The 20743-nt window shown below is 27.6% G+C and carries 21 protein-coding genes; 18 read left to right on the forward strand and 3 right to left on the reverse strand.

Annotated elements, in window-relative coordinates:
- Window positions 1-36 precede the first annotated feature (36 nt).
- The 16 genes from L8X24_RS01165 (at window position 37) to L8X24_RS01240 (ending at window position 15437) form a co-directional block, all read left to right on the forward strand.
- A complete protein-coding gene (locus L8X24_RS01165) occupies window positions 37-5265 on the forward strand; it encodes a hypothetical protein (protein WP_263663260.1) in 5229 nt (1742 codons plus the stop codon).
- Window positions 5262-6131, forward strand: a complete 870-nt coding sequence (locus L8X24_RS01170) for a hypothetical protein (protein ID WP_263663261.1) — start codon at window positions 5262-5264, stop codon at window positions 6129-6131. Before L8X24_RS01165 ends, L8X24_RS01170 begins: the two co-directional genes overlap by 4 nt.
- Before the next feature lie 81 nt (window positions 6132-6212).
- Window positions 6213-6764 (forward strand): HK97 family phage prohead protease, encoded by a 552-nt coding sequence (locus tag L8X24_RS01175; RefSeq protein WP_066006888.1) that lies wholly within the window; start codon window positions 6213-6215, stop codon window positions 6762-6764.
- 10 nt (window positions 6765-6774) lie between these two features.
- On the forward strand, window positions 6775-7935 hold the full coding sequence (locus L8X24_RS01180) for a phage major capsid protein (RefSeq protein WP_012661561.1): 1161 nt from the start codon (window positions 6775-6777) through the stop codon (window positions 7933-7935).
- A gap of 10 nt (window positions 7936-7945) precedes the next feature.
- The gene (locus tag L8X24_RS01185; RefSeq protein WP_263663262.1) at window positions 7946-8194 is read left to right on the forward strand and encodes a hypothetical protein; all 249 of its coding nucleotides are present in this window, start codon (window positions 7946-7948) and stop codon (window positions 8192-8194) included.
- Entirely contained in the window at window positions 8191-8628 is a 438-nt protein-coding gene (locus tag L8X24_RS01190; protein ID WP_012661559.1) for a head-tail connector protein, read from the forward strand. The genes L8X24_RS01185 and L8X24_RS01190 overlap by 4 nt, the downstream gene beginning before the upstream one ends.
- 9 nt (window positions 8629-8637) lie before the next feature.
- Window positions 8638-8964 carry a head-tail adaptor protein gene (locus L8X24_RS01195; protein WP_066006885.1) on the forward strand — a complete coding sequence of 109 codons (327 nt, stop codon included), beginning with the start codon at window positions 8638-8640 and terminating at the stop codon, window positions 8962-8964.
- A complete protein-coding gene (locus tag L8X24_RS01200) occupies window positions 8951-9562 on the forward strand; it encodes a hypothetical protein (RefSeq protein WP_257395770.1) in 612 nt (203 codons plus the stop codon). The genes L8X24_RS01195 and L8X24_RS01200 overlap by 14 nt, the downstream gene beginning before the upstream one ends.
- Window positions 9562-11154: a hypothetical protein gene (locus tag L8X24_RS01205; protein ID WP_263659922.1), complete on the forward strand. Its 1593-nt coding sequence runs from the start codon at window positions 9562-9564 to the stop codon at window positions 11152-11154. Before L8X24_RS01200 ends, L8X24_RS01205 begins: the two co-directional genes overlap by 1 nt.
- 1 nt (window position 11155) lies before the next feature.
- Window positions 11156-11605 carry a hypothetical protein gene (locus tag L8X24_RS01210; protein WP_214126400.1) on the forward strand — a complete coding sequence of 150 codons (450 nt, stop codon included), beginning with the start codon at window positions 11156-11158 and terminating at the stop codon, window positions 11603-11605.
- Between the two features lie 9 nt (window positions 11606-11614).
- On the forward strand, window positions 11615-12250 hold the full coding sequence (locus tag L8X24_RS01215) for a DUF4376 domain-containing protein (RefSeq protein WP_263663263.1): 636 nt from the start codon (window positions 11615-11617) through the stop codon (window positions 12248-12250).
- 1 nt (window position 12251) lies between these two features.
- Window positions 12252-12749: a hypothetical protein gene (locus L8X24_RS01220; RefSeq protein ID WP_012661553.1), complete on the forward strand. Its 498-nt coding sequence runs from the start codon at window positions 12252-12254 to the stop codon at window positions 12747-12749.
- Complete coding sequence (locus L8X24_RS01225) at window positions 12730-13101, forward strand: DUF1353 domain-containing protein (protein ID WP_214098826.1); 372 nt, start codon at window positions 12730-12732, stop codon at window positions 13099-13101. The genes L8X24_RS01220 and L8X24_RS01225 overlap by 20 nt, the downstream gene beginning before the upstream one ends.
- Entirely contained in the window at window positions 13102-14337 is a 1236-nt protein-coding gene (locus L8X24_RS01230) for a hypothetical protein (RefSeq protein ID WP_263663264.1), read from the forward strand.
- Window positions 14338-14805 (forward strand): DUF5675 family protein, encoded by a 468-nt coding sequence (locus L8X24_RS01235; protein ID WP_257942472.1) that lies wholly within the window; start codon window positions 14338-14340, stop codon window positions 14803-14805.
- Window positions 14806-15044: 239 nt separating this feature from the next.
- Window positions 15045-15437: a hypothetical protein gene (locus L8X24_RS01240; RefSeq protein WP_263663265.1), complete on the forward strand. Its 393-nt coding sequence runs from the start codon at window positions 15045-15047 to the stop codon at window positions 15435-15437.
- A 116-nt stretch (window positions 15438-15553) separates the two neighbouring features.
- On the opposite strand, the gene L8X24_RS01245 is transcribed toward L8X24_RS01240, so the two are convergent.
- The 3 genes from L8X24_RS01245 to L8X24_RS01255 all read right to left on the reverse strand — a co-directional run bounded on the left by L8X24_RS01245 (window position 15554) and on the right by L8X24_RS01255 (window position 19994).
- Window positions 15554-17347 carry a KAP family NTPase gene (locus L8X24_RS01245; RefSeq protein ID WP_263663266.1) on the reverse strand — a complete coding sequence of 598 codons (1794 nt, stop codon included), beginning with the start codon at window positions 17345-17347 and terminating at the stop codon, window positions 15554-15556.
- Window positions 17348-17428: 81 nt separating this feature from the next.
- The gene (locus tag L8X24_RS01250) at window positions 17429-18472 is read right to left on the reverse strand and encodes a type I restriction endonuclease (protein WP_214098915.1); all 1044 of its coding nucleotides are present in this window, start codon (window positions 18470-18472) and stop codon (window positions 17429-17431) included.
- An 877-nt stretch (window positions 18473-19349) separates the two neighbouring features.
- Window positions 19350-19994 carry a S24 family peptidase gene (locus tag L8X24_RS01255; protein ID WP_263663267.1) on the reverse strand — a complete coding sequence of 215 codons (645 nt, stop codon included), beginning with the start codon at window positions 19992-19994 and terminating at the stop codon, window positions 19350-19352.
- Between the two features lie 232 nt (window positions 19995-20226).
- On the opposite strand from L8X24_RS01255, the gene L8X24_RS01260 reads away from it, so the two are divergent.
- Both L8X24_RS01260 and L8X24_RS01265 read left to right on the forward strand, forming a co-directional pair.
- Entirely contained in the window at window positions 20227-20433 is a 207-nt protein-coding gene (locus L8X24_RS01260) for a hypothetical protein (protein ID WP_041570280.1), read from the forward strand.
- Window positions 20434-20733 (forward strand): hypothetical protein, encoded by a 300-nt coding sequence (locus L8X24_RS01265; RefSeq protein WP_214098769.1) that lies wholly within the window; start codon window positions 20434-20436, stop codon window positions 20731-20733.
- Window positions 20734-20743 lie beyond the last annotated feature (10 nt).

Consider the following 20743-nt stretch of genomic DNA (forward strand, 5'->3'; position numbering starts at 1 on the left):
TCATTCTAGCTAAATTATATATAAAAGGAAATTAAAGTGGCAAAAAATGTAAAAGTTAGTATAAGTGTTGATACAAATAAAGGAGTGGTTAGTGTTAATAAGTTAAACCAAAGCTTTGTTAATCTAAATCAAAAAACAAAAGATACCAAAGAAAGCTTTTTGGGTCTATCTAAAGCGATACTAGATATGAATGCACATTTTGTGCAAAGCTATCATGGTTATAAAGCTATGTTTGATAGCGTGAGTAATTATGCCAAATCTTTTATAGAATTAAATGCTCAATATGAAAAAACAAAGAAGAATATAGCTTCCTTAATAGCTGTAAATTCATCCAATGTCACATCTTTTGGTAAGACACTAAATATACAAGAAAAATATCAATTGTCATTAAAACAAAGTGCTAAAACACTAGAGCAGTTTAATAATTTATCTGCTAAGTCAGGATATGCTGTATCAGATTTAGCGGATATTTTTTCTAGTTTTTATGCAGGTGCTTCAAAAAATATGAATTTTGATGAAAGTATAAAATCTTTTGAAAATTTAATGCAAACTCTTAAAATATCAGGTCTTGGAGTAGAACAGCTGAAAATGACAATAGATGGTCTTGGAGATGGAGCTGTATTATCAAGTTCTGATCTTGGTAGGTTTTTAAAACAAATCGGACTTACTAACGAAGCTATTAAAGAAGCTAATGCAAGTGGTAATCTATATAATTTAATTATTCAAAAAACAAGTGAAAATGTTAAGGTTGCTCAGCTAGCTCTTGGAGGATATGAAGATAATGTTAGACTTCTAAAGTCAAATATAGATAAATTAAAAAGAGAGCTGAGTAAGCCTATATTTGAAAGTGTAAATGAAAGCTTGTTAAAGCTAAATATTTACATGGAAGAAAATAAAGATAGTATTTCTAGTTTTATTAAAACTTTTCAGAGTTTAACACCTATACTTATTAATGTTTCTTTGGCTTTTGCTAGCTTAAAGGCATACTCTAAAATAGCTCCGATTTTATCTAAAGGATTTTTAGAACTAAAAGCTTCGATACTAGATACTAAAAATGCTTTATATCTACAAAGAGTCGGGTTGCTTTCTAATACTCAAAGTATAAATGAAATAAATAAAAGAACTATTGTTTTATCTAGTGGATTTAAAGCGTTATCAAATGTTGCCAAGAATGCTATACCTTTAGTTTTAATAGAAAGGTTGTTTGCTATAGAAGATGCTTTGGATAAAGCGTATGAGAAAACAGAAAAGTTAAATTCTTCTTTTAAAAGAAGAATTGAAATTTTAGATATAGAAGATTTGAAAAAACAAAAAGAGCAATTAGAAAAAGAGTTGGAAAGTATATCAGATATTGGAAGCTTTCAAAACACAATAGGAAATTTTTTAAAAGAATATTCATTTGAAATCATAGGAGATGATTATAAAAAAGCAATCTCTTATCTACAAAAAATAGATTTTTCTTTTATGGGGGCTATTAGAGAACAAAGTGTTGAAGATGCAAGAGAGATAGCAAATATTGCTCAAAAAATAGCATTTTTAGATGATAAAATTAAGCAAAATGCAAAAGAGGAAGTAAAACTAAAGAGTGTAGAAAAGCTCAATAAGGAGTTAAAGGATGCAGTTGAATTAATAACAAAAATTCAAATTCCAAAAATAGAAAGCCAAGAGTTAGAAAAAACAAACAAAGCTTTAGATGATTTAAATAAAAAATTATTAGAACTTGTCAGTATTAATAATTGGGAGCAAAATAATGCTTTAGTAGAGCAGGTAAACACTATATCTAATGCATTAGCTCATGCTGTTAAAGCTGATGAGGTTAAAAGAATACTAGATCAAGAAGAAAAAGCAAAACTTGCTCAAGAAAAGCATACTCAAATCATAAAAGAGCAAAATCAAGCACTCAAAGAACTTTCACAAATCACTATGAGTGAGTATGAAAAAAGCTTGGAATCTATCAATGAAAAATTAAAACATTTCAAAGAAATAGGTTTTGATAGTAAAACTATACAAAAAGCTAAAGAAGAAATGATTATAGATCTTGATTTAAAAGAGAGTGAAAAAGAATTTCAATCCTATAAGAGTTTAATGCTTGAATTTTATGAAAGTGTTGGTAAAAAACAAGAAGCTTGGGCTTTGAAAGAAATAGAATTAAGAGAGAAATTTGTAGATATTTTAGATAAAGAAGATCTCCAAAAACTTATAAAGACGCAAAAAGAAGCTTTTCTAAATGTAGAAAAAAATGCATCAAAAACATTTAAAAATGTAGAAAATGATTATCTTAAGATGATAGCAAATATGCAAAGAACCATAGAAAGTCGTTTTTTTGATTTTATAGAAGGAAAAATAAAAAATTTAAAAGAATTATTCATAGGTTTAGGCAAATCTTTAGTTATGGATATGCTATCACCTGCTATTAGTTCTATTAGCGGATCAATATCAGGCATTTTTACAAATTCATTAACGGGTGCGAACAATTCTTATCAAAATGTTAGTTTAATTTCTCAAGATTTAGGTTTAAAAAAAGATAATAATGGAAATTTTACCGGTGTTATAGATGGTAAAGAAGTTATTATATCTTCTAATGGAGAGGTTAAAAAAGGACAAGATGTGTTAAATGGTGTATCTAATGTGCTAAGTGGATTTAATGCATTAGAAGGTATTTTAAGTGGCTCTACATTTGAAAAAATACAAAGTTTTAGCAGTTTTAATTTTAGCAGTATTGGTGATAGTTTTACTTCTGTGTTTCAAAATTTTTCTAATTTAATAAAAAATATAGGAACACTAGGAAGCAATATTTTAAGTTTAGGAAGTGCATATCTTGGTAGTTTTTTTGGAGGGACTGCTTTAACTTCTTTTAGTTCTGGTGCTTTATGGAGTTCTTTAGGTATTGGTGGTATAAATGGAGCTTTAGCCGGTGGTATTGGTTCTACTTTGGGTTTTGTTGGTGGTTTAGCTACTAATGCATTAAGTGGTGGTCTTTTGGGTTATGGTATAGGAAAGCTTGGAGATATGTTATTTAAAGCTGATACTCATGCTGGAAGTGGTGGTGCTATAGGAGGAGTTTTGGGTTCTTTAATAGCACCTGGTATAGGTACTTTGGTAGGTGGTCTTTTAGGTAGTGTTATAGGTGGAATTTTTGGAAAAACTAAAGCTACCGGAAGTGGTCTAAGACTTTGGCAAGATATAAATTTTAAAGATCATTTTTCACAAGGAAATTTGCAAAGCTATATTGATTATCAAAAGAAAGGGTGGTTTAGTAAAAAAAGTTGGACTGAATATCAAAATATAAATGATAGAAAGATAAAAGAACTTAATCTATTTTTGGATAATCAATATGCATTATTAGAAAGGTTAGGGGCAAATTTAGACAAATACGAAATAAACGCAGGGAAATATAGTGGCAATTCTCTTATAGATACAGCCGTTCCAAATGCTTTATTAAAAAGTTTTTTAAATACTGATGATAATGAATTAATTAACGAACAAATCAAAGCCATACAGCAAGCTGCTAAAGAAGCAAATATATCTTATGCACAGCAACTTTCTAAGCAATTTGGTCAGTTTATGAGTATGCAAAGTAATATTTTAAGTCAAATATATAAAAATGATCCTGTGAAGGTGGCAAAAATTACTCTAGATGATACCATGTATGCACTAAAAACTGCCATTAGAAATGTAAGTGGTGGTTTTGATATCTTAGGGTTAAAAGAAGATGAATTTAAAAATATTTCACAAATTTCACTAGATAAACTTAATGAGGCTTATAATGAAAGCTTAAGAAATGATTTCTCAACTGAAAATGTAGAAGCTTGGGAGCAATTATTACAAGCTTTAGCAAGTGCAAATGAGCAAGTAAATAACATCTTGCAAACCATTATTAATAAAACAAGTGAATTAATGCAGATAAATCAAAGTTTTGCAGGTGTTAATGGATTGGATACTAGTGTTTTTAAAGTTAATGATTTGCTTAATCAGTATGCTACTATAATGGGTGGATTAAAAGATGATCTAAGTAAAGAAGAACAAGATATTTTTAAAGATATTTTTAGTGCTAATGATAAGTTGTTAGAGCTTGGATATGAAGGAATAAATGATTTTTTAAGCACTGGTAATACTGAACTTAGAAAACAATTAATAGCCATTATCACTTCCTTTGAACAAATAATGAAAGAGCAAGGTGGTTTAGTTTTTTCATCAGAGCATTTGAATGAGTTAGCTAAGGTTGATGAGCTTATAAAAGCATATGAAGATGAGAATTCAAAAGAATATGCCAAAATTAAAATTAATGAAAACAATAAACTTTTAGAAAATTTAAACAATCAAAAAAATATTTTATCATCTCTTGCTAGCTTTAGTGATAATTTGATTAAGCAAACTATTCAAACACCTCAAATGATAAGTAAAAACTATGAAAAATTACTAAAAAAAGCTAGCGATGATTTTAAAAATAATAATTTTAATTCATCTTCCTTTGAAGAACTAAAGCAGGCAGCAAGTGCCAAAGCAAATGACTTAAGAAATTCATCATCTTATGAAGAATATCAATTTCAAATGTTAAAAATGGCTAATGATATGAAGGATTTAGGAGGTGAAGCTGATTTAAATACAATACAAGATGAGATTGCCAAAATCACATTAGAAAATGAAAAATTAAATGAAAAACTTCAAGAAACTATAAAAGATACATCTTCTATGACTTTAGAAGAATTAAAAAAATATAGAGAAACTCTTTTAGAGCAAAGCCAAAAAGAAGTTCAGGAAATGATTAAGTATCTTGGAAAAGATTCACCTATAGCAAAATACTTAGAAGGTATGATTAAAGAATTAAAAAATGGTAGTACTTTAAGTGTGGCTGCTATAGAAAATTTAAAATATGCTTTGCTTGCGTATCAAAACAATTCTAATAAAGTAGATAGTGAATTAAATCAAGAAATAAAAAACCCTAATAAAAAAGCGCTCGCTTTTGCAGATGGTGGAATAATAACACAAAAAACAAATGCTATTATAGGAGAAAATGGATATCCTGAGGCAGTTATTCCGTTAAAAGATGGTAAGGGATTAAAGGTTGATGTTTCTAATATATTTGAAAGATTAGAAACAGCTCTTTCTAAAGGTATAGATAATGGCTTTAAGCAATTAAATTCTAAATTTGATGGATTAATTACAAAAGTAGACAATGTAGATAAAGGCATTAAAAGACTTTGTATGGATATGTCAATTCTTACAAAACAAACAAGAGAAATTGTAGAAAGGATTGAGAAATGATTATAGTAAGACCTTTGGAGTTTATCATAGAGCAAAATACCATAAGCAAAGATAATACAGCTATTTGGGATAAAGATAAAACATATAAGATCAACGATGAGGTTTCTTTTAAGGGATATATTTATAAAAGTGCTAGCGATGAAGACAAACATGAAGAACCAGATGTTTATTTCGATAAATGGGTAAAAATGCGTCCTACAAATGAAAATGCATGTTTTGATGATGAGGTAAATACGCAAAGTAAAGACAATAAAACTTGGAGTGTTATTATAGATGTTATAGAAAGTTTTGATGCCTTAGCTGTATTAAATGCCAATTTATCCAAGATTAAAATACAAACATTGGATAAAAGGGTTATTTATGAAAAATCACTATTTTACAGAAAATCTCGCACATGGTGGGAATATTTTTTTGGTAGATTTAAGATCAACAAAGATGATTTTATATTTTTTAAATATCCCATTAATTCTAAAATAAAAATAACATTCTATGCTCTAAATGATATTGCTAATGTTGGACATATACTTTTGGGTAAAAAAGAAAAATTAGGTATTACTATACACCCTGCTAATCTTACTTATCTTAATTATTCTAAAACAAACACAAATGAATGGGGGCATACTACTGTAGTAGATGGTAAAAAAGCGAAATTTTTAGAATTTATAGTTGCCTTAGAAAAAGCTCATTTTGATTACTATGATGATTTAATTGAAAGCATTTATAATAAAAAGACACTATTTATTGCAGATGAAAGTGAAAATGGGTTTAAAAAACTGACCACTTTTGGTATTTTAAAAGATTATTCAGCTCCTATTGAAGACTATGACTTTTTACAAATTAAATTAAATATACAAGGTTTGATATAAAATTTTTATATCAAGCTAACACGCATTTAAACGCCTCAAAAAATTTATAAAATCTATACAAAACATATTTTAAGGAAAAATATGAACTTTGTTAGATCAGATACTGCAAAAATAAGAAATATAGACAATGATAATAATATATTAAGTTTTGTCATGATTTCAAATTCTAATGCTTGTAAGCGTTGGGATTGGGATATGGGTGAATACCTTGAGGAATTAGATATCTCCGGTGCAAGATATAACGAATTAAGAACGCTTTTTACAGATCATAATCCGAGCGTAGATAATGCTATAGCAAAAATTGAGAATATAAGAGTTGAAAATAACGAATTAGTTTGTGACTGTATTTTTGCAAAAGATGAGAGAAGTCAAAATATTTTTAAAAAATACAAAGATGGAATTTTAAGTGATGTATCTATCGGATATAAAATCTTAAAACAAACTATAGATAAAGACAGCAATCCCAAGAAAGTACTTGTAAATGAGTTTGAAATTTTTGAACTTAGTGCTGTTTGGAAAGGTGCAGATAAAAATGCAAAAAAACGCTTTTTTGATGAGCAAACACAAAAAGAAGCTAAAGCTTTAGCTCAAGCAAGAGAACGCGAGCTAGAGCTTATGATTAAAACACTTTAAAGGAGAGATAATGCAAAAAATAAGAGAAGAAATAGGTGCTTTACATAAGCAGATGTTAGAGCTTTCTAATAAAGCAAAAAATGAAAAAAGAGCATTTAGCACAGATGAAGAACAAAAATATAATGAAATGCTTAAAGATTTTGAAAGCAAACGCAGCGAGCTTTTAAGACTTGAAGAAGAGCAAAAAAGAGAAAAATTTTTAAATGAAGTTACAAGTATAAGATTAGAACAAAATCCACATCCACAAAAAGAAGAAGAAAGAGACTCTATGAGATCTTTTGTTAAATACTTAAGAAGTGGAGTTATAGACACATCTTTGCAAAGAGATGCATTAAACGAAGCTTCAGGTGATAAAGGCGGTGTTTTAGTTCCTACAACATTGCAATCAAAAATTAGATCAAAATTGACAGATCTTAGTGTAATTAGGAAAATAGCTACTGTGCAAAAATCATCCACAAATCAAGATATACCTATACTTGAAGATATAAGTGGTTTTGGTTGGATTGATGAAATGGCTAGTTTTAATGAGGCAAGTGCTTCTTTTTCAAAATTAACTATTGGAGCATACAAATTGGGAGGTATTATTAAAATTAGTGAAGAATTACTAAATGATAATATCTCAAATTTAGAAAGTTTTTTAATTAGAAAGAGTGCCGAAAAAATTGCACAAGCAGAGGAAGAAGCATTTATAAAAGGCGATGGAAATAAAAAACCAACAGGTATTGTAAATACAAAAACAAAATATGAATTAGCAAGTAATAGTGGCATTACAAGCAATGATGTAATTGATGCATTTTTTACATTAAAAAGTGCATATAGATCTAATGCATGTTGGCTTGTTGGAGATGATTTTATGAAAGCTCTTTATAAATTAGTCGATGGAGATGGTAGACCTTTATGGATGCCAGCGCTTAGTTCTGGTGGATATGACACTATTTTAGGTAAAAAAGTAATCTATTGTTCTTCATTAGATGGTTTTGGTGCTAATAAAATTCCTGCTATCTTCGGTGATTTTAGTTTTTATGAAATTTGGGATAGAGAAACTATGAGCTTTACGAGATTAAATGAATTGTATGCTCAAAATGATTTAGTTGGAATTAAAGTTAGATCAAGACTTGATGCTAAATTAATCACAGATGAAGCAGTTTGTAAAATAGTAACTCCTTCTTAAAGTCTAAGTCATGAAAAAAGTTGAATTTTTATTTTGTTTAAGTGGTGATGTTTTTTATAGAAAAGGTGATGTGGTAGAGCTTAATGATAAAGAAGCTCTACAACTTCAAAAGAGAAATATTGTAAAGATACTTATAGAACAAGTAGATGAGCAAGTAGATGAGCAAGTAGATGAACAAGTAGATGAACAAGTAGATGAGCAAGTAGATGAGCAAGTAGATGAAGCTCAGCAAAAACAAAAAGGTAAGGGCAAAAAATGATTATTAAAGAATTAAATGCACCTGAAAAAACTCTTATAAACATAAAAGAATTAAGAGAATTTCTAAGAATAGATAGTGAAGTTTTTGATGAAAGCATAAAGCAGTCTTTAAAAGCTGCCATAACAGAATTTGAAAACAGAACTAATCGCATATTGGTTAAGAATAATTATGAAATATCTTTTTTCAATGAAAGAGTTGTGTTAGCCCCATTTAATTCTTTAGAGAATGCACAATTCAAAGCAGAATTTAAAACAAATTCCAATGTTTTGTATTGTGAAGGTAGTGGAAGAATGATTGTTAATTTAGGTTATGAAGAGCTTCCAGAAGATATAAAGCTTTGGCTTAAAAACTATTGTTTGCACGCTTTTGAAAACACAAGTTTTCCTAATATAAGTAAAGCTCTTATCAATAGATATAAAATATCCTTCTTCTAAGGTTGTTAAATGAAAGCAAAAGAACTTAAACATCGTTTAAAAATATATAAAAAAATGCAAAGTAAAAATGAATTTCAAGAGCTAGATTATGATGAGGTAGTTTTTATAAAAGAAATATTTGCAAGTTGTAAAAATTTAATCGTTGAAAATAAAGAACAAGGCAACATAACAAACAAAACTTCTTTTTGCGAGTTCGAAGTTAGATTTTTAGAGCTTGACATGTCTTATCTGATCGAGTTTGAAGGTGATAGATATGAAATTTTAAGCATACAAGATGAGGGTATGAGTAAAAGATTTTTAAAAATAAAAGCGAGAAAAATAGATGATTACAACTAAAATCAGTCAATTACCATCACCACCAGATTTAGAAAATCCTATAGATTTCGATAAGCAAGCAGATGCCTTTGTAAGATCTTTAAACCCTTTTGGAAAAGAATTAAATAGCTTGTCAAAAGAAATTAATGAGCTTAGTGAATTTATTTCTCAAAAATCAGATGAATTGGTGTCTTTTATAAACTTAAAACTAGAAGAGATTGATTTAGAGGCAAATGAAGAAAAATTAAAACTCTTAAAATATGCAAAAGAATTAGAGCAAGCCTTATTTTTACATACACAAAATAAAACAGAAGAATTGCTAAGTTTGATAGATGAAAAGGGTTTTGAAATTATAGAAAGAATAAATGATAATTACTTAGGGGCTGATTACACTGCTTTAAGTCAATCTTTAGCTCATAATATTTCTATTGAGCGTTTTTTATGGGAAAGCAATATGATAAAGCTTAGCCAAAAAGAAATACCTAACAATGAGCAATTAATCATTGAAGTTTTAAACAACAAAGAAGATACTAAACATACTATAAAAATTTTAAAAGACTTATTAGATCTGCTTAATATGCAAAATGAAATAAATCAAATTTTTAAAGGAGAAGAATAATGAATCAAAAGCCTACACCTCTTATGCTTTATACAATTTTAGAACAAGCAAGTAAAGATATCATAGCTATAAGAGAATACTTGTACAATAGCAAAGAAAAAATAGATGAACATATATTAGAACATATTGATAAATTTGAAGAAAAGGTAAAAGAAGCTATAGCTTCTTATGAAGCTTTAAGCAAAGAAAAGCTTGAAATTCTTGAAGAACTTTATAAGCAAGTGGTTTATCCTTTTGATTTTGCAAGTAGTGATAATGAGCCGGTTAATCCTAAATTAAACCAAATATGGTTTAAAAAATCAACAGCACAAATATTGCAATTTTTACAAAATCCGACAATAAACTTTATTCAAAAAACACCACCAAGTCAAAAAAAAGAAGGAAGTGTTTGGTTTAAACCTCTTGATGATGAAAACATTATGCAAGGGGAGATTTATGTTTGTGAGAAAGTTTTAGATAATAAAGCTTGGGTTAATCCTGCTTTGCCAAAAGAATTAAAACCTGCTTTTATCAGCGAAGAAGAACCAAGTAAGGCTAACTTGGGTGATATTTGGAAAAAACAAAGCACCGGAGAATATTTTGTATATGTACAAACTAGTAGCGGTAAAACTTGGACAAGTCCTGAAAATCCAAGTGTTTATATTCCAACTCACACCAGCGAAGAAGAACCAAGTAAGGCTAACTTGGGTGATATTTGGAAAAAACAAAGCACCGGAGAGTATTTTATACATATAAGAACAACAGATGATAATGCTTGGATTTTAAAGCATGATTTAAAGATAGAGCCATATATTTGGGTTGATCAAAAAGATGAAAATATTAAATATATACTTTCTTTGCTTGGTGATTTGCAAAATAAAGATGATGTTCAAGAAAAACATGAGAATGAAGTATTAGAAAAAGAACAAGAATTAAATAGTAAAAAAGATGAATTAGAAAATATAAAAAATCAAATTCAAGAAGAGCTTAACAAAGTTCCACCTGGCGATGTATCTTCTTTAGAAGAAGAAAAAGCAAGACTTGAAGAAGAGATTAATCAAATTCAAAAAGATTTAGATGAAAAAAAAGAGGAATTGGAGGCTATATTAGAAGAAAAAAGACTTGTAAATAAAAAAATGTTAGATGAGGCTTTGAAAACAAAAGTTTCTATAGAAGGAAACAAGACAATAAACGGAAATATAACTTTAAGTGGTGCTTTAACGGCAAATGGAACTACTAATTTAAATGGAAATACTACTTTTAAGCTTATTCCAAATTGTGCAGTTAATCCAACAGCTGATAATCATTTAGCTAGAAAGTGGTATGTAGATTATGGTGGTGGTATTAAAAATTTAGGAACAGTAGGTTCAACAAACATAGACTTAAGACAAGCTCAACATTTTATTTTAACAGCAAATGCAAATACAGAGTTGGGTATAGCTAATTGGGGTGGGGCAGGTAAAAGTGGAACCATAACCATAAATAATTGTCAAAACATAAAATCTTTTAAAGCACCATTTAAATTTAGAATAGCACAAAGTGGTTTTAGTGGAACTGAGACCTTTGCTTATTTTTGCATAGCAGCAAATAACATCAGATTAGTAAGGTCTTAATATGAATACTCTAATGCTTGCAAATTCAATATTTCAAGTTAATTTACCTCCAGAACTTGGCGGAGGCGTGGCTAATTATAATTATATGTTTAGTTTAAATAATCTAGTAAGACCTAATGAATATGTTGTGCCTGCTAATTTAGCAAATAAAGAAGTTTTAGTTGTAGGAGAAGTTTGGACTGCAAACAACATGAATAATAAAACTTCAGCAAATTCTATTGATATAACTTGGAATAATTATGCTAATTCGCATCGTTTTTATGGTCCATCAAGATCATACACAGCTAATAAAAAAATACCAGTGAAAGCAAAAATAAAATTTGGAGCTATAAACTCAAATAAAATTAGATTTTCTTCATATCAAACAGGTAGTCACAACGCACAAGCAGGGTGGAATACTAGCGATTGTAATTTGCAATGTCGTGGAAACTTGACATTTTATTATAACTAAGGAGGAAAGATGTTTTACAAGATAGATGATAAGGCTTTTTTTAATGAAGATGTGTATTTAAAAAAAGTTATTATTAAAGTAGATGAGGAAGAATTAGAAGGAGAAGATACTTATTTTTTAAGTAAATTAAATGATGATGAGCTTAAAGCTCTTGGTTTTGCTAGAGTGAGTGAGCAAGAATTGCCAAGTTTTGATGAAAAAAGCCAAGAGCTTGTTAGAAAAGAAGAATTTGATGAGCTAAGTAATATCTTTCATATAAAATACGAAGTACGCCAAAAAAGCTTAGAAGAACTAAAAACAATCAAGCTTGATGAAATAAGAGCTAAAAGAGATGAAGCTTTAGAAGGCGGACTTATTTATAATGAGCATGCTTTCCAAACAAGAGAAAAAGACAAACTCAACATCAATGGAGCTGTAACTAATTTAATGCTTGATATGCAAAGTGGAACTAACTCAATTTCTGAAATCATTTGGATTGATATAAATGATGAAAAAGTAACTTTTACACCACAAGATTTTTTAAAATTTGCTTCAATGGTAGCTTTTCATACCCAAGAAATTACCTTTAAAGCAAATATTTTAAAAGAAAGAATAGAACAAGCTGAATCTGAGCAAGATTTAGAAGCTATTGTTTGGGAGGATTAATATGTCACATTTAGAAAATTCAGCCAATATAGCTTTATTTGGAGGTTCTTTTATCTTAGCTTTTTTCTTTCAGTTTTTAGCATATACTGGTATTAAAGAAGCTCAAGCTTTTACTTTGTTTATTATTTTTATATTTTCAGCAATAGTAGGTTTTTGCAGAACTTTAGCTTTAAATGAGAGTACTAAAGTTTATACCTTTTCTGATCTTTTGTCAAAGTTTTTAATGTTAGGAATACCTTTTATGTTTGCTTTGGGTGCAAAGCAAATAGATGCTTTATATTATTTTGTAGATTATAGTTTTAGCTTCTTGATTTTAGGAGAAATCCTTTCTGTAATGATTAATATTCAATGTATAAAAACAAGAAAGGCAATAGCTGAAGTAGACATTTACAATATTGCAGTTGAGAAAATAAAGAATTTTTCAAGCGGTTTTTTAAAAACAAATACTTATATAAAAGAAGAAGAAAAGGGTAGGCAAGATGATAAGAAAAACACTTAAAAGAGTTATAGTTAAACCTTTTGGTAAAGATAGATTTGAAGTTGTAAAAGAATTTGAAGTTAGTTTGTGTGGTTTAAATTTTATCGTGCCAAAAGGCTTTATTAGTGATGGTGCTTCAGTGCCACGCATTTTTTGGAGTATTTATCCTCCATATAAAAGTGAGTATTTTAGTGCTAGCATCGTGCATGATTATTTATGCCAAAAAGCATATTCAAAAGATGATTATAAGTTAGCAGATAAAGTTTTAAAAGAAGCTATGAGTGAGCTTGGTTGCTCTAAAGTAAAGACTTTTATTTTTTATCATGCGTGTAATACATTCCATGTGGTTAAATGTTTTTTGAAAGGAATTTAAATGCACAATATATTAGAAGAAATTAGCAAAAACACAAAAGAACTAAATAAAGATTTTGATGAGAGTTTGAAAGTTTTAAAAGAGCTTTATAAAAATGGAGTGAAATTAGATGATGAGCAAGTTAAAAAAAATATATTAGAAATTTTAGAAAATGGCAATTATAAAGGCGAAAAAGGCGATACCGGAGATGATGGACAGAGTGCTTATGAACTTTGGCTTAACAAAGAAGGTAATGCAGGAAAAAGTGAAGATGAGTTTTTAGCTTCTTTAAAAGGCGAAGGTGTTTCCAAAGAAGAATTACAGCCTATAGTGGAAGAAATTGTAAGTAATCTACCACAAAAAGATGCAGGTTTTATCACTTCTTATGAGTTGCCAAATCCTGATATAAAAGCTGAAGTTGGAACACTAATAAATTATGTTAACGAGGAAAGCTCTACTATTTATTTATGCATAAGAAATCAAGGAAAAGGTTCAGTATGGCTTGATTTGTTTTCTAAGAAAAAGTTAGCTAATGAAGAATATACAAAAATAAAATTTAAAGTCCGAACTTTATCAGGGCAATATGGTGGTTGTTTGAGTGATGTGTTATTTGCTTTTTCTAACGGCTTTGCTCATACTGTAAAACTTGATGAGAGTTTAAGCACAAATTATGATGAAGGTAATTTTATTATACAAAAAAGTGGTTTAGGTGGAACTTCTAATGCCGCACAACCACAAAGAATAGATTGTCTTTCTCAAGTATTAACTAAAGATGAAGTTTTAGGAAAAATTAAAACAACTGGTATTTATAGATCTACTCATAATATCCATCAATCTTTAATGCGTTATTTTAATTTTGACAATACTGCTGCAAGTGGTCAATCTTGGACAACTTGTAGCTTATGGAATTCAAATGGAGAGTATGAGGTAGAAATCATGCTTTTTAACGATGAAGTTCCTAATAAATTTTTTGCAAGAGGCACTGGGTATTATGGACAAGTTTATATACATAGTTTAAGTGTTGAAAAGATTATCGCAAAAGCTGATGTAATTAAAGAGATTATTCCTTATGAAGTTCAAGTTTTACCACCTTTTGGCACTGCCAAAGAAAATGAAAATCACGCTGGGTATATTTTTGAAAATGCAACTCAAGCTGAGTTCAATAATCAAACAAATACAAATAATGATGAAAATAATCTTTATAAAGATTATGGGAGATATGCAAATTTGTTTTTAATTACACCAAAAGGAGAATAAATGAAATTAAAATTAACTAGAAAGTATTTAAGAAATACTTGTGTCATAGGAGAGTTTAAAGTTTTAGATGAAAAAGAAAATATTCTTTTTGAGTGTTTTTCTTTGGAAGAAGATAAAGAAGGGATTGAAAGAGAAAAAGACTTAAGAGTTCCTGCGGGAGTTTATAATCTAAAAAGACATACGCTATCTAGTTTTAATGATAAAGGTAAAAGGGTAGTAGCAGGAGTTAAAGTTTTAAACGATGATGATAGCGTTGTAAATATCTACAACGATGATGTGCCTTTTGATAGACACATTTTAATACATTGGGGAAATACTGACAAAGATACAAAAGGTTGTATTTTACTAGGTTTAACTAAGAGCGATGAAAGTGTCGGACAAAGCAGACAAGCTTGTAAAAAATTATATGATTTGTTATATCAGCAAGATTTATCAAATATAAAATTAGAAATTACAAATAAATTTTAGAAAGGAGATAAAAGTTTAAGTAGGCCAAAGGTGGTATTCTAGCTCCCCTTTTTAAAGGGGAAATCAAAGCTAATAAGCCTTGACTATAATTATACAAAGTAGTATAATTATTACTAGAATTTTATGGTTCAATTTAATCACCACCTAACTGAGTGTTGATTAACACCAAAGGCGGCCACCTTTGGTGTTCCACCCTTTGAAATTATACTCAAATCTTACTTAAACTTCTAAAATAAGAAATGATAAATCTTTTATTTAAAAATACAAAGCTTTATATTGCTTTAGCTCTAATGCTTATGCTTAATGTATTTTTATATCTTAAGCTAGATAGCACAAACGCAAAATTAGAAAAAAGTCAAAGTGATTTAAATTTAGCTTTGGGTGTAAATAATGAACTCACGAGTATTACTCAGGAGCTTAAAATAAGACACGAACAAGAGCTAAAAGCACTATTTCATGCAAATACTCAAAAAAATCAAATCAAAACGAGGGTTGATGATGTTAAAAACTATATATCCAAAAGCAATGAAACTAATACCACTAAGCTTTTTAATGCTATGCTTGATAGGTTGTGGGAGCAAAACACAAGTATTAACCAAAATACAAATTCAAAAAGTGCAAATACCAAATGAGCTTTTAGAATTTGATAGAGCGCATAAACCTATAGTGCAAAATGAAAAAGATATATTAAAAGCTTATAGCGAGCTTTTTTACCACTATAAGCAATGTGAGATCAATATAGATAAAATTAAGGAGTTGAATGAGTGAGTAATAGTTCTGATAAGATATTTTTATCATATCTGGTAGTAGTTTTTATTAATTGTTTCTTTTTAAATTTATATTCATTTTGATTAATAAAATCATTAAATGCTCGAAATAGATTATTTGATTTGATTTTTTTTAAGTATTCTTCATAATCAAATATGTCGTAGCGATCTTGAAAATATTCTATATTTGCCTTGGAATTACTAGGCGGTATGCTAAAAAAATAAATAAAATCCATGTAAAATTGATTGTTATTTTTAAAACAATCAATGATAGATTCAAGTTTATATTTATTAAAATTATCTATTTGGGAATTATGAAAGATTTTAAGGCTAGGTTCTTTATAATATTCAAATATTATTTCTTTTCTATGATCTATTTTGTGAAATTTTCTAGTATTTTCGTAAAATTCTGCATATTTAGGCTGAATAGCAATCAGTGTTCGTAATCTTTTAAAAGAAGTTAAATTACTATTGCTTTTGAAAGGAATTGAATTGCCATTGCTTTTAATAAAAAATTTTATGATTTCATCTGTAATATCTAGTTTTTTATTAGTTATCCTTTTATATGAATAAGCAATTTGTAAAAATCTTTCACAATAAAATTCTCCTTTAAAATTATCCCAAGAATATTTATCTTTAATAGGTAAAAACATTTTCACAAGATCTTCTATTGTTTTACCACACTCTATGTCATTGCTATTGTACGTATAAAGCATATTATAAACAGTATGAAAATGCTTATCTATTAGGTTTTGAAGACGATTAGTGAAATCATAATTTATTTTTTCTATATCTGCTTTATCTATAGTAAAAAAGTTTTTCATATAATCTGATGTTATGATATACATATCGTCAGTATTTTCAAATATGTTTTCTGTTGGTATATAATAATCTGATATAGCTTGTAGTATATTTGAATAGTAGTGATTTTTTAAAATATGTATAAAATTATCATGATTTTCTTTATTGTAAAATTTCATGAAACATATATCGTTGAAATGGTTTATATGTTCTAATGATTTTAGTAAAAGCCTTAAGTTGTTATTTAAATGCTCTTTATAATATGTAAAAATAATATTTTTTAAATCATCTTTTAAGGCTTTATCTTGTACTTTTAATTTTTCTATAATAATATCTTTGGCAATTTCGTTATTGTCTTTTATAGTATATTCACAATCAATAACTTTTTCTTTGTATTCTTGATACCAGTCTTTAGTATCTTGTTTATCCTCTTTATTATTATCTGAATTGTCATCTTGTTTCTTTAACCCATCTTTATTGAGAATCATAACAACATTACATTCTTTTTCTTCTTTAAGTAAATTTACAAGTCCTAAAATTTCTTTCAAAGGAAGATTGTCAGATTTTCTTTCTATGTTATCAAGACATACAATGATTTTTTTAAAATCTTCTTTTTTTAAAAAGGAAAAAATAACATCACTATCTATATTTATTAAACCACCACTTGCACCTTTAATTAAACCTTCTAATCCTTTAAAAGTTTTTTTTGTAATATTATTATAATTTCCATGTAAACTTACTACTATTTCTTCTATTACTTGCTTATAGCTTTCTTTGCCAAAAAGATCTATATAGATAACTTTTTTATTATTAAAATTTAAAGTAATTTCTTTTTCTATTTGTTTCCAAAAATATGTTTTTCCACAGCCCCAAGACCCCAAAATAACCAAACATTGTTTTTCTTTTGATATTAAATAATTGATAATTTTATTGTTAGTAAAATACAGTTCTTTTTTATATACACTTTGAATCATGTATATTATTAAGCATATAATAAATATCCAATATAAAACAGCACCTATGATATACATTGTATTTTATCTTAATGATAGAAATTACTTTCTATCATTATATGACTTGATGATCTTATCTTGCAATTTATACAAATCTTCTAGTTTTTCTATTTGTTCGTATGTGTCATCTGGGAAACTTACCCATTTTTTTGTTTTTGTAAAATTTAACCTACATATCCATTTTGTTACTCTATTTTGATACAAGATTGCAAAGTAGCTTAAAGTATCTTTGTAGGATATATCTTGCAAGTTAGCACCCGCGCTAGCAAGAATAGATTTTACTATGTAAAAGCCTTGAAGTTCTTCTTCTGTTGTTATAATTTCTTTTTCATCATCGCTGCTTTCTTCATCTTCATCGTTGTTAATTTCTTGAAGATTGTTTTTTATACTAGTGATTTTATCATATGCTATATCATTTATAAGTTCTTTAAAAGATTTTTTTATATAAGTTCTAAATTCCTCAATAGTTGAGGCGGTCATTCTTTTGTCTGTGAGTTGTTTTGCAAAAAGAACAACAAAATCATCACTTGGGTTTTCTATCTCTCTTTTGAAGATATCTTGTATACTTTGATAATATTTTTTTTCTTTTGCTGTGTTTAGTATCTCATCTAGATTTAAATCTGAACATATAAATTTTTTTAAATCTTTAATATCTCTAGCTTTTAATTTTTCAAGATTAATTGTTAAAAAAGGAATTTGATCCATTATATTTATTTGATCAAGATCTGTAAAAAATCTATATTCTATTCCATTTGTTAAAATAGCAAATTTAACACTAGGTGATGTGTTAAAATATCTAGTTAGTTGGTTATTGTGATTGCTTAAATTTTCAGTGTGATTTTTAGCTTCTATGTATATAAAAGGTTTTCCATCTTTGAAAATAGCATAATCTACTTTTTCACCTTTTTTTGTTCCAATATCGGCTATGTATTCAGGGACTACTACGCTTGGATCAAACACATCATACCCCAATGCTTTTAAAAACGGCATGATGAAAGTCATTTTGGTTGATTCTTCAGTATTTACTAAATTTTTTCTTTCTGCTATTGTTTCCGCTATAGAATTTATAGAATTTTCAAAATCCATATTTTACCCCTTAATATAATTACCAAATAAAATTTTGGTAATTATATTATAGCTATATTTAAAAAGATATTATTTATATATTTTAAAATCATTATTTTTTTAATTGCATTCTTGGGTTGTGAAATTAGGCTTGTTTGTAATTAAGTTAAATGCAAATTTAGTGTTAAAAGGGGATATAGATACTTTATTATCTCCTAGTATATGTATATATGAATCAGGTGATATTTTTGAGCATATTTTATTATTTTGATAATATGAACTTATATGAATAATATTAGGAGTAAAACTAAGTGCATTAAAATACACATTCGTTAAAAAAATTAAAAAATACAGCATGGATAAAGTACCAAAAAATGCAAAATAAATAACATGGAGTTCGTTTTTAAAATGAGTTCGCTTAAGTATAAAACTAAAAATTATTTGATTTATAAAATTAAATTTTATACCTATAGTGCTAAGTATAGTTTGCAATATATATATTAGTGTAGATATTAATAAAATAACTATCAAAGGGAGTGATATAAAAAAAATCAATATTGAAATAATATGTATAATATTTAAAATATTAATAGCATAGCTATAGCTATCTGGTACATTATCTACAACTATATAAACTACATTTCTTGAAAAAAATTCAGCTATATAATACAACCCAAAAAATACCAAGATATTATATAGTTTGGTAAGATTAATTTTTTTAATAATATGATATAAATCTATAATTGTTACAATAGTAATTAATATAAAACCCAAAATAAGCAAGAAAGAATGTAGTTTAAAACACAAAATAAAAACAATTCCTATCAAATAAAGAACATGATAACCTAGATTGTCATCTATAAATTTTGATAGTTTAGAAGGAATATAATATTTTATTTTAAACCCTTTCTATTTGATTTAAGAATATTTTAGTGTTACACGAGCAAATTACAACACCTAAAAATACATAGTCTTTTAATGCAGATTTTTTAATTTTTTTGTCTTCAAAACCTATATTATCACTACTTATGATAATTTCATCATCAAGGACATTTTTTCTTATGCGTTTGCAAAATAATTCACCATCGTATCTAAAAATAGCCACATCAGCATTTTTGATCTTATCGAGAGAATTTTTACTAGTATCAACTATAACAAAACTTCCATTTTGTATAAAAGGTTCCATGCTATCGCCAAATATTTTTATCATATCATATTGTGTTTTGTAAGGAATACCTAATATTTCTACTAAAAAATTTTTATCAAGATATATAGTTTGAAAGTTTTCATCGCTGTTATCGTTTCCAAAACCTGCACTAGCATAAACATTAGGAAAATATCTGATTTTAACTGTATTTTCTATGTCGTTTGTGTTATTTATATTCATTTGAGTATATTTAAGTATATTTTTTTCAGGTATATAACCTCTTTGTTTCCAAACATCTATGGTATTTGCGGCAACACCTAGGTAATCTGCTAGTTCTTTATAGGTTTTCAAATTTTGTTCTAGCATCCATTTTTTCAATATTTCTTTTACTTCCATAAAAAGATACCTTTCAAATGTAAAATATAACTTGACAAATGAGTATATTTTTTTTATAATTTCACAAAATAATTAATTTTAAAACATAAAAATAATTATTTTTTAGCAAAAAGAATACCAACTTTTTGCTTAAGTATAAAAAAGGATACATAATGCAAGATTGGATTATAGCTGGTGTGATTATAGCTATCTTATCGGTTATGTTTGTAATCACAAAGATAAAGGAAACAAAATGATAAGAGCATATGCAAACACCATATCAAATATACTCAGCAATGAAAAATCTATAAAAAAAGACACGCTTTTTAAAAGAATGAACATAAAAGAAAGCGAATTTAATGAAGCTTTGAATTTTTTACTTGATCATAATTTTGTAAAACTAGAAGCTATTAGTGATGGTTTATTTGAAACCATTATAGTTCATTATGAGGGTAATTGAATGTGCATTAAAGAGAAAATTCAAGAAAAGTTAGGGTTAAAAACTTTTGATGAAATGGAAAGAAAACTCAATTTGAAAAATCAAACTTTAAAGGTTTGGCTTAGCAATAAAAGCAAAACAAATTCTAAAGTAGAAAAAGCACTTTTAAGACTTGGTTTTTTGAATGAGGATCTGAGATTATCTAAGAGATTGAAAGATTTAAAACTAAAGCATAAAAAATTTACAGCTTTAGTAGAAGAAAAAACAAAAACCATACAGGAGATTTCTGAACTTTTAAAAGAAATTGATGAGGTAGCTTGAAAACCTCATT

Origin of the sequence: Campylobacter sp. CNRCH_2015_0814 (assembly GCF_025772765.1) — a bacterium.
Taxonomy (GTDB): Bacteria; Campylobacterota; Campylobacteria; order Campylobacterales; family Campylobacteraceae; genus Campylobacter_D.